Source organism: Lutibacter sp. (assembly GCF_021647475.1).
In the GTDB taxonomy this organism is placed as follows: Bacteria; Bacteroidota; Bacteroidia; order Flavobacteriales; family Flavobacteriaceae; genus Lutibacter.
The window spans coordinates 1-9,714 of record NZ_JAKIUR010000074.1; the positions used below are offsets into that span (position 1 = coordinate 1).

8 protein-coding genes, 1 tRNA gene and 1 pseudogene are annotated in these 9,714 nt (G+C 29.0%); 8 read left to right on the forward strand and 2 right to left on the reverse strand.

What is annotated here, in order from left to right; genetic code table 11:
* Nucleotides 1–223: 223 nt before the first annotated feature.
* Complete coding sequence (locus tag L3J60_RS12530) at nucleotides 224–1,543, reverse strand: pyridoxal phosphate-dependent aminotransferase (RefSeq protein ID WP_291975901.1); 1,320 nt, start codon at nucleotides 1,541–1,543, stop codon at nucleotides 224–226.
* A gap of 158 nt (nucleotides 1,544–1,701) precedes the next feature.
* Here L3J60_RS12530 and nhaD (L3J60_RS12535) point away from each other — a divergent pair, with 158 nt between their 5' ends.
* The 8 genes from nhaD (L3J60_RS12535) (at nucleotide 1,702) to L3J60_RS12570 (ending at nucleotide 9,208) form a co-directional block, all read left to right on the forward strand.
* On the forward strand, nucleotides 1,702–3,099 hold the full coding sequence (nhaD, locus tag L3J60_RS12535) for a sodium:proton antiporter NhaD (protein ID WP_291975902.1): 1,398 nt from the start codon (nucleotides 1,702–1,704) through the stop codon (nucleotides 3,097–3,099).
* Nucleotides 3,100–3,281: 182 nt separating this feature from the next.
* Complete coding sequence (gene nhaD, locus L3J60_RS12540) at nucleotides 3,282–4,667, forward strand: sodium:proton antiporter NhaD (RefSeq protein ID WP_291975903.1); 1,386 nt, start codon at nucleotides 3,282–3,284, stop codon at nucleotides 4,665–4,667.
* Nucleotides 4,668–4,735: 68 nt separating this feature from the next.
* On the forward strand, nucleotides 4,736–5,437 hold the full coding sequence (locus tag L3J60_RS12545; RefSeq protein ID WP_291975904.1) for a MotA/TolQ/ExbB proton channel family protein: 702 nt from the start codon (nucleotides 4,736–4,738) through the stop codon (nucleotides 5,435–5,437).
* Nucleotide 5,438: 1 nt separating this feature from the next.
* A complete protein-coding gene (locus L3J60_RS12550) occupies nucleotides 5,439–5,831 on the forward strand; it encodes a biopolymer transporter ExbD (RefSeq protein WP_291975906.1) in 393 nt (130 codons plus the stop codon).
* Nucleotide 5,832: 1 nt separating this feature from the next.
* Nucleotides 5,833–6,678 carry an energy transducer TonB gene (locus L3J60_RS12555; RefSeq protein WP_291975907.1) on the forward strand — a complete coding sequence of 282 codons (846 nt, stop codon included), beginning with the start codon at nucleotides 5,833–5,835 and terminating at the stop codon, nucleotides 6,676–6,678.
* Between the two features lie 5 nt (nucleotides 6,679–6,683).
* On the forward strand, nucleotides 6,684–7,898 hold the full coding sequence (locus tag L3J60_RS12560) for a folylpolyglutamate synthase/dihydrofolate synthase family protein (RefSeq protein ID WP_291975908.1): 1,215 nt from the start codon (nucleotides 6,684–6,686) through the stop codon (nucleotides 7,896–7,898).
* A gap of 302 nt (nucleotides 7,899–8,200) precedes the next feature.
* On the forward strand, nucleotides 8,201–9,007 hold the full coding sequence (locus tag L3J60_RS12565; RefSeq protein WP_291975909.1) for a hypothetical protein: 807 nt from the start codon (nucleotides 8,201–8,203) through the stop codon (nucleotides 9,005–9,007).
* A gap of 123 nt (nucleotides 9,008–9,130) precedes the next feature.
* Nucleotides 9,131–9,208, forward strand: a tRNA-Val gene (locus tag L3J60_RS12570).
* A gap of 363 nt (nucleotides 9,209–9,571) precedes the next feature.
* On the opposite strand, the pseudogene L3J60_RS12575 reads toward L3J60_RS12570, so the two are convergent.
* Nucleotides 9,572–9,714: pseudogene (locus L3J60_RS12575) on the reverse strand (IS110 family transposase); the annotation flags it as partial.

Genomic DNA, 9,714 nt, shown 5'->3' on the forward strand with positions numbered 1-9,714 from the left:
TAGCCTTGAACCTCCTGAAAAATGAACAAACTAAAAAACTGTCGGTTAAAAGCAAAAGACTCAAAGCGGCTTGGGATGAAGACTATTTATTAAGGATATTGAAAATAAAAGTGTGAGTTTGCCCTGCCTAAAAAGGCTAAAATTTACTCAAATTGACAAAATTTTATTATAATGCACAACGGGTTAGTTTTAGTTTATTTAATACTTCATTTTAGAAATATTATTAAGAGAAATCTTTATTAAATTGTTGTAATCTGTTTTCTAAATCTTTAAATTGAGCAGGTTTTGTTTGTGAAACACAAGCTCTTAATCCTTCGGTATGATAACTTCCTGTTATTTCTAATGAAATTGCTGAAATTCCATAATACAAAAGATGTTCTAATAATTGAGAACCGGTCATATTTTTATAAGAAATGGTAAAGTAAAAACCATCGGCAAGCACTTTATCTTCATCTTTATCATAGACGATGGTAAAACCATTATCCACAAATAATTTTTTCATGATTTTGGCTCTTTTACCATATTCTTTAATGATTTCCACAAAATCAAATTCACCAGAATTTGCAGCTTTTAGCATAGCAGCTAAACCATATTGTGCCGAATGTGTAACACCAGAAGATAGAGAATATAGTACTTTGTAAATTAAATTATAACCAAATAAAGGATTGCCAAATTTTGCATTTAAAGATTCGTATTTTCTATTAAAAAGAGCATTGCTAATTACCATCATTCCAATACGTTGACCAGCATTAGAAAATGATTTTGAACTAGAGATCAGCAATATCCAATTATCGGTATAATTAGCAACGGTTGGTTGATAGGGTGCTTGTCCTGGTTTAGAATAATCTTTCCTAAAATCCATTGCAAAATAGGCTAAATCTTCTACTACAATTACATTATATTTTGTGGCGAGTTTTCCTATAATTTGTAATTCTTTTTCGGTAAAACAAATCCATGATGGATTGTTTGGGTTGGAATATACAATGGAATTTATGTTTCCTTTTTCTAAATAAGAAATCAATTTTTCTTCTAAAGTATCACCTCTAAAATTATAGACATCAAACGTTTCATATTTTTGATTTAATACTTCTAATTGTTGTTTTTGAACTGGAAAACCTGGATCAATAAATAAAACGGTATCTTTTTTTTGATGTAATTTATTAACCATTAAAAATGTTGCAAAAGCACCTTGCATAGAGCCAACAGTTGGAATACAACTTTTTCGGTCAACTTTAATATTTAAAAAGTTTTTTACAAATAAAGCAATTTCATCTTTTAAATGAGAAACGCCATCAATCATTGGGTATTTTGCCGCTACACCAGCTTTTAGGGCTTTAATTTCAGCATTCATTCCAATTTTAGGAGGTGTTAAACCAGGAACACCCATTTCCATTCGTATAAATTTTTCTCCAGTTGCTTTTTGAATTTCATTAACTAAGCTCACTAATTCTCTAATTGAAGCTGTACCAATATTTTTAATGCCTGATTTTTCAATTTTTGACTTTACAATATTGAAGTTGATAGGTGTTTTAGTTAATTTCATTTAAAATAAATTTAATATTACAAAATTACAGAATCTTTTTAAATAGGTTATTTTTTTTGATTATTTTAAAATAATTATTTTTTAAATAAAAAAATTACTTTTTTTATCAATCAGTAAGTGTTGTTTTTATACTTTTAAACTTTAAAATACTTTTTTTTATGACCTCAATAATTATACTTCTGTTTGTTCTTGGCTATTTAGCAATTACATTAGAGCATCCTTTAAAATTAGATAAAACTGTACCTGCATTGTTAATGGCTTCGTTGATGTGGGCTTTATTATCGGTTGGATTTCATCAAGGTTGGTTTACTTTAATAAATCAAAATGATACTACTTTTAATGCTACTAATGGAGTAGTAAATGAGTTGGGTGAAGATGGTTTTACTAATTTGTTATTATATCATTTCGGTAAAACATGTGAAATTTTAATTTTTTTAATAGGAGCAATGACCATTGTTGAAATAATAGATTTGCACCATGGATTCCAAGTTTTAAAAGATTTGGTTAAAACAAAAAATAAAAAGCAATTACTTTGGATTATTTCTATTTTGGCATTTTTTTTATCTTCAGTAATTGACAATTTGACGGCAACAATAGTTTTAGTAACGTTATTACGAAAATTAGTAGCTACTAGAGAAGATAGAATTTGGTATGCAGGGTTTATTATTATTGCAGCAAATGCAGGAGGTGCTTGGACGCCAATTGGAGATGTTACTACTACTATGCTATGGATTGGAAAACGGGTTTCAGCTGCACATTTAATTGCACGGTTATCAATTCCATCTATTGTGAATATAGTTGTGCCTGTATTAATAGGAAGCCTATTTTTACCCATTTTTAAAGGAAAATTAAAAGTTGTTAAAAATGAAGAAATTGATAAACAATCTCAAAAACTTTTGAGTAGTAAAACCATGCTAATAGTGGGTATTTGTATGATTTTATTTGTACCTATATTTAAGTCAATTACGGATTTGCCTCCATATTTGGGAATGATGTTGGGACTTGCAATTGTGTGGTTAGTTTCTGAATTTATTCATCCCGAAGATGATTTTACTAAAGAAAGAAGATATTTATATTCTACACATAAAGCATTATCACGTATAGAAATGTCGAGTATTTTATTTTTCTTTGGAATTTTAATGGCAGTTGCAGCTTTAGAATCACTTGTTTATGGAACAGTTTTGGTAAATGGACAACCAGTATCTGTAGGTGTATTACGATATGCATCTGAAATGTTAAGTAGATCAATTCCAAGCCAAAGCGTGGTAATATCATTGCTAGGAGCAATGTCATCGGTTATTGATAATGTGCCTTTAGTAGCCGCTTCTATGGGAATGTATAATGCACCGCTAGATGCAAGTGTTTGGCATTTAATTGCCTATGCCGCAGGAACTGGAGGAAGCATGCTTATAATAGGATCTGCAGCGGGTGTAGCAGCAATGGGAATGGAAAAAATAGATTTTATTTGGTATATGAAGAAAATTTCTTGGTTGGCGGTAACAGGTTATATTGTCGGCTACTTATTGCTGTTGTTTATGGAGTCCTTGCGGGTGTAATTTGTAGGTTCTTTTTTTAATTTTATTATTGCTAATTTTTATATTGTAATATTGTAAATTCTTTTAAAAAGTAATGAAAATTTGATTTATTATAAATTATAACTTTCAATTAAAAAAGACTTTTATAATCAATCTATAATTACTAGTAATTTTATATATTTAACAAATTTTAAAAAAAGCACATGACGGCAATAATAATTATTCTTTTTGTTTTAGGTTACTTAACTATTACGTTAGAACATCCACTTAAATTAGATAAAACAGTTCCTGCTTTATTAATGGCCGCTTTAATGTGGGCTTTATTAGCTATAGGATTTCATCAAGGTTGGTTTACATTAATTGATGCTCATGAGCATACATTAAGTGTTTTAAATGGTGTTATTGATGATAAAACTGAAGAAGGTTTTACAAATCTATTATTGCATCATTTAGGAAAAACTTCTGAAATATTAATCTTTTTAATTGGTGCAATGACTATTGTTGAAATTATAGATTTGCACAGAGGGTTTGAAATTTTAAAAGGTTGGGTAAGAACTAAATCTAAAACAAAATTATTATGGATTATCTCTATTTTGGCTTTCTTTTTATCAGCAGTTATTGATAATTTAACAGCAACAATTGTTTTAATTACTTTACTAAGAAAATTAGTAACAAATAAAAATGAACGAATTTGGTTTGCAGGTTTAATTATTATTGCAGCTAACGCTGGTGGTGCTTGGTCGCCAATTGGAGATGTTACCACTACAATGTTATGGATTGGTAAACGTACTTCTGCCGCTCATTTAGTGGAGCGTTTATTTTTACCGTCATTAGTGAATTTGGTAGTTCCAGTATTATTAGCGACTTTCTTTTTACCAGTTTTTAAAGGAAATATAGAAATTGAAGAAACAAGTGTAGAAGAATTAAAAAATGAGAAACTATTAAGTAGTAAAACTATGTTGTTTTTAGGTTTGGGTATGATATTGTTTGTTCCTGTATTTAAAACAGTAACCCATTTACCACCTTATTTAGGCATGATGTTAGGTTTGGGAGTGGTTTGGTTAGTATCAGAATTTATTCATCCTGAAGAAGATTTTTCACAAGACAGAAGACATTTATATTCTGCACATAAAGCATTATCACGTATTGAAATGTCTAGCATCTTATTTTTCTTAGGAATTTTAATGGCGGTTGCAGCATTAGAATCATTGGTTTATGGTTCTATTAATGGTGAGGCTATGGGTTCTTTGAGGTATTTATCTGAAGTTTTAAATAGTGCCATTCCAAATCAAAGTATTGTAATTTCATTATTAGGTGTTTTATCCGCAATAATAGATAATGTTCCATTAGTAGCCGCTTCTATGGGAATGTATAATGCACCATTAGATGCAAGTGTTTGGCATTTAATTGCCTACGCCGCAGGTACGGGTGGTAGTATGTTAATTATAGGTTCTGCAGCGGGTGTTGCTGCAATGGGTATGGAAAAAATAGATTTTATTTGGTATATGAAAAAAATCTCTTGGTTAGCGGTTGTTGGATATGTACTGGGATATTTGCTATTACTCTTTATGGAATCTTTAAAATTTTAATAAAACAGAATTTACAATTTAACTTTAAAAAATACGTTTCTTATTAAGTTAACTTAAAAAGAAAAAATATGCTTGTTGGACTACAACAAAAAGTTGAAACTGCTCAAAATTTATTAGAAAATTCTCAATCGCAAGAAAAAACCTTATCCGTTTACAAACTTATTATGGATGGAGGCATTGGAGGTCAAATTATTATTGCAATTTTAGTAGTGTTGCTAGTTATTGCCTTATACATTTATTTCGAACGATTTTTTACCATACGCAAAGCCACAAAAACGGATAGCGATTTTATGAATAAAATTAGAGATTATGTGTCTAGTGGAAAAATTGAATCCGCAAAAATTTTATGTGCACAGGTTAATTCTCCAGCAGCTAGATTGGTAGAAAAAGGAATTTCACGTATTGGTAAACCTTTAGAAGATATTAATACTGCAATTGAAAATGCGGGTAGGCTTGAAATATATAGGTTAGAGAAAAATGTAAGTGTTTTAGCAACTATTGCGGGTGCTGCACCTATGTTGGGTTTTTTAGGAACAGTTATTGGGATGATTGTAGCCATACATCAAATTGCAAATGCAGGTGGACAAATAGATATTAAAATGCTTTCTGATGGACTTTATACTGCAATGACAACTACGGTTGCTGGATTAATTGTAGGTATTATTGCTTATATACAATACAATCATTTAGTGGTAAAAACGGATAAAGTGATGTATGAAATGGAAGCAAAATCGGTAGAGTTTTTAGATTTACTAAACGAACCTGTTTAAAATGAAAATTAAAGGACGAAATAAGATAAATCCAAATTTCAATATGTCATCAATGACCGATATTGTTTTTTTATTACTTATCTTTTTTATGATAACCTCTACATTAGTTACCACAAGTGCATTAGATATTTTGTTGCCAAAGGCAAGTGGTAAAACTGAAAATAGAAAATCGGTATCCGTAAGTATTACAAAAAATTTAGCTTTTTATATTGATGCTAAAAAAGTAAAAGAAAATCAATTAGAAAATAAACTACTTGCTATATTATCTAAAAAAGAAAATCCAACTATCGTGTTACGTGCTGCAGAAGGTGTTCCTATTGAAAAAGCAGTTAAAGTGATGGATATTGCAAATAGAAATCGATTTAAAGTAATTTTAGCGGTAAGACCTAAATAGTATGTCAAAATTTCTAAATACTAAAGAAAAAAGAAAATCAGCACTTATAACTACTATTATTATGAGTGTTTTAATTTTTGCTATGTTTTATGTTGGATTATCGTATTTAGATCCACCTGAAGAATTTGGTATTGCTTTAAATTTTGGAACTTCAACAGTAGGTAAAGGTAATTTTCAACCAAAACAAACTTCAACACCAGTTGTAAAAAAACAAATTCAAGAGGTAAAAACCTCAAGTGAAAAGTCTGTTACAAATAAAGTTGTTAAAGCTTCTGAAAAAGTAATTACTCAAAACACAGAAGATGCTATTGCAATAAAAAAACAACAAGATGAAAAGAAAAAAGCATTAGAAATAGAAAAAAAAGAACGAGAAAAACAAAAAGCCATAGCAAAACAAAAAGCGGAGGAAGACGCTAAAAAGAAAAAATTGGATGCTTTAATTGGAGGCATTAATAATGCTAAAGGAACATCAAGTTCTGGAGAAGGAGATGATAACCAAGCGGGAGATAAAGGTAAAACGAATGGAAACCCAAATGTAAATGGATATTACGGCAATGGTGGTTTAGGAGGTAATGGAGATTATTATTTAGGTAATAGAAAACCCACAAATAAACCAAAACCTAAGTATCTTTGTAATGAAGAAGGTTTGGTGGTTGTAGAAATTAAAGTAGATAATCAAGGAAATGTAATAAAAGCAACAGCAGGAGTTAAAGGTTCTACCAATACAGCTAATTGTTTGGTTGAACAAGCCAGAGATGCTGCACTAAAAACAAAATGGCAACCTGATGCAAAAGCACCTTCTCAACAAACAGGAAGAATAAAATATAGGTTTAAGTTGGCTCAATAAAAATAATGAATTACAAAAATACTTTAGATTGGATGTTCTCTTGCCTTCCAATGTATCAAAGACAAGGAAGAGTTGCGTTTAAAAAAAATTTAACCAATAGTATTTTACTGTCTAATCAACTTCATAATCCTGAAAATAAGTTTAAAACTGTGCACGTTGCAGGAACTAATGGTAAAGGTTCAACCAGCCATATGATAGCTTCGGTTTTACAAGAAGCAGGTTATAAAGTTGGTTTATACACTTCGCCTCATTTAAAAGATTTTAGAGAGCGAATTAAAATTAATGGACAACCTATAAAAAAAATGGAAGTTATTAATTTTATTAAAAAACATAAATCCTTTTTTGAAAACCACCAGCTTTCTTTTTTTGAAATGACTGTTGGTTTAGCATTTAATAGTTTTGCCAAACATAAAGTAGATATTGCTATTATTGAAGTTGGTTTAGGCGGACGTTTAGATTCTACAAATATTATTACTCCAGTTGTTTCGGTTATTACTAATATTGGATTTGATCATACGCAGTTTTTAGGTGAATCATTAGCTGAAATTGCTTATGAAAAAGCAGGAATTATAAAGCCTAATATTCCGGTGATTATAGGAGAAAATCAAATAGAAATAAGTGATAAATTTAAGAAAATTACTAAAAAAAATAATGCACCAATTTATTTTGCTTCAGAATTACAAAGCAATTTAAAAACCGATTTAAAAGGAAGTTATCAAAAACATAATATAAAAACAGCAATACAAACTCTACAAATTTTAGAAAAGTATAATTTTATAATTTCTAAAAATCAACTTAAAAAAGGATTATTAAAGGTGGTGGAAAATACAGGATTGATGGGTAGATGGCAAATTCTTAATCAATCTCCTAAAATTATTTGCGATACGGGTCATAATAAAGAAGGTTTGCAATATGTTATGCAGCAGTTATCTGAAGAAAATTATAGAAATTTACATATAGTTTTTGGTGTGGTAAATGATAAAAATCTGAAGTCCGTTTTACCATTATTTCCAAAAAATGCTATTTATTATTTTTGCAAACCCAATATTCCAAGAGGCTTAAATGAAACTAAATTACAACAGGAATGTGAAGTCTATCATTTGTTTGGTAATAGCTATTCCACTGTAAAAAATGCTTTAAAATCTGCTAAAAAAAATGCAAATAAAAATGATGTTATTTTTATTGGAGGTAGCACTTTTGTAGTTGCTGAAGTTGTTTAAAACATTTCATTTTTAGAATCTAATTAAGAGTTAATTGTCTGATATACTGTAAAATATATTTTTTAAAATAGAATTAAAGTTGTATATTACAGCCAATCAACTTCAAAAAAATATTTAATTTTTTTACTGGATCTTTATAGTTATTTACCTAAAATACTATTAGCAGACCTCATGTTTTTATACTATTAACTAACCAATTAAAATCCTTTAATTAGGAATTATTACTTTTTAATTTAATCAATCCTACTTTTCATATTTATTGTATTAAAGAATATTATATACTAACTTAAAAAATTAAAATTATGAATTTCATTAAAAAATTATGGATAGGAATTTTTGTGTTTTCACTTTTCATTTCTATCAATACATACAGTCAAGATAAACCTGCTAAAGAAGAAGTAAAACCAGTTTATATTACCGTTACCACAGCACATAGAAGCTCTGAGCCTGATGTAGATTTTAAAGATTGGTTAAAAACAGAAAAAGAATATTTTGATAAAGTTACCAGCAAAAATGATTTAATAATTAGCTCAGGAGTGTATTTCCATTATTTTACTCCAGATGATTCTGAAGTTAAAATAGTAAATGTTTATAAAACTTGGGAAGATATTGAAAAATCTAATGAATTAAGCAATAGTCTTATTTCAGAAGCCTGGCCTAAAAAAGAAGATAGAGATGCTTTTTTTAAAAAGCAAAGCAATTATTATAGTCCAATGCATAGCGATGAAATATATATATCCTTACCTTTTACAAAACCAGTAAAAACCGATTCAAAAAAACCATTAATATATTATGTTAAAGTAAATCAATTAGGTTCTGGAGGTGATGGTTTTAAAGAATATTTTGAAAACGTAACTATGAAAAATCCATTTATAAAAGGATATTACACGCACAGGCATTTATGGGGAGCAAATAGTAGAGATGCCATTGAAGTATTTGTGGTAGATAACTTTGCAGATATTGAAAAAATATTTTCAGAAGATACAAAGTTAGTAGATCAACACTGGCCAGATGAAAAGAAACGAGAAGCCTTTTTTAAAAATTATGCTAAAATATTTACAGGGCATGGAGATTTCATATTAACTAATGTTCCTGAATTGGAGAAATAGAAAACTAATTTATTGACTCTGAGTTTAATCGAACTCAGAGTTTTTTTATTAAAATTATTAGGTAATATTTTTTAAAAAATGGTTGTGTAATAAAAATTCAAGTTATATATTTGCATCCGCTTAGGGCAATTAGCTCAGTTGGTTCAGAGCACCTCGTTTACACCGAGGGGGTCGGGGGTTCGAATCCCTCATTGCCCACCAAAGTAAAATCCTACTAGAAATAGTAGGATTTTTTATTTTTACAAAATTATGTTTAGTGTAAATTAAAACCTACTACAATATTTTTTATAGCAATTTTCTTCCTTTATCCTAAATTGAGGTGGCTTTGTACTTACTTTATCTTTGTTGTTAGTGGTTTTACCAATACTTATCACAAAGATAAATATTAAAAAGTTGGAGTAAAAAAATAGTAGGACTTTAAAATAAAGAAAAGTAAGTTTTCTAATTTTTTTTGGATATTTAATTAAAATTATATTGTATGTCCGTAATTAGTAATAATAAAGAACACCGTCATGCTCAAGCCTGCCTGTATTCTATGACAGTACCAAATAAAATTTCGTTTATTTACGCAACAAATTTCAAAGTGTTCACATAGGGTGTTTGTCTATTAACAGCAGCAAAAGCTCTTGCCATTAATTTACATCTAATAATGTTAATAGTACTCATTTTATTTTTTCCTTGTTCTACTCTTTTGTGATAATAGATTT

Bases quoted from the DNA above. Each gene is read 5' to 3' on its own strand.
- L3J60_RS12560 (WP_291975908.1), top strand. From the start codon at position 6,684: ATGAATTACAAAAATACTTTAGATTGGATGTTCTCTTGCCTTCCAATG.
- L3J60_RS12550 (WP_291975906.1), top strand. From the start codon at position 5,439: ATGAAAATTAAAGGACGAAATAAGATAAATCCAAATTTCAATATGTCA.
- L3J60_RS12565 (WP_291975909.1), top strand. From the start codon at position 8,201: ATGAATTTCATTAAAAAATTATGGATAGGAATTTTTGTGTTTTCACTT.
- L3J60_RS12545 (WP_291975904.1), top strand. From the start codon at position 4,736: ATGCTTGTTGGACTACAACAAAAAGTTGAAACTGCTCAAAATTTATTA.
- L3J60_RS12555 (WP_291975907.1), top strand. From the start codon at position 5,833: ATGTCAAAATTTCTAAATACTAAAGAAAAAAGAAAATCAGCACTTATA.
- L3J60_RS12530 (WP_291975901.1), bottom strand. From the start codon at position 1,543: ATGAAATTAACTAAAACACCTATCAACTTCAATATTGTAAAGTCAAAA.
- nhaD (WP_291975903.1), top strand. From the start codon at position 3,282: ATGACGGCAATAATAATTATTCTTTTTGTTTTAGGTTACTTAACTATT.
- nhaD (WP_291975902.1), top strand. From the start codon at position 1,702: ATGACCTCAATAATTATACTTCTGTTTGTTCTTGGCTATTTAGCAATT.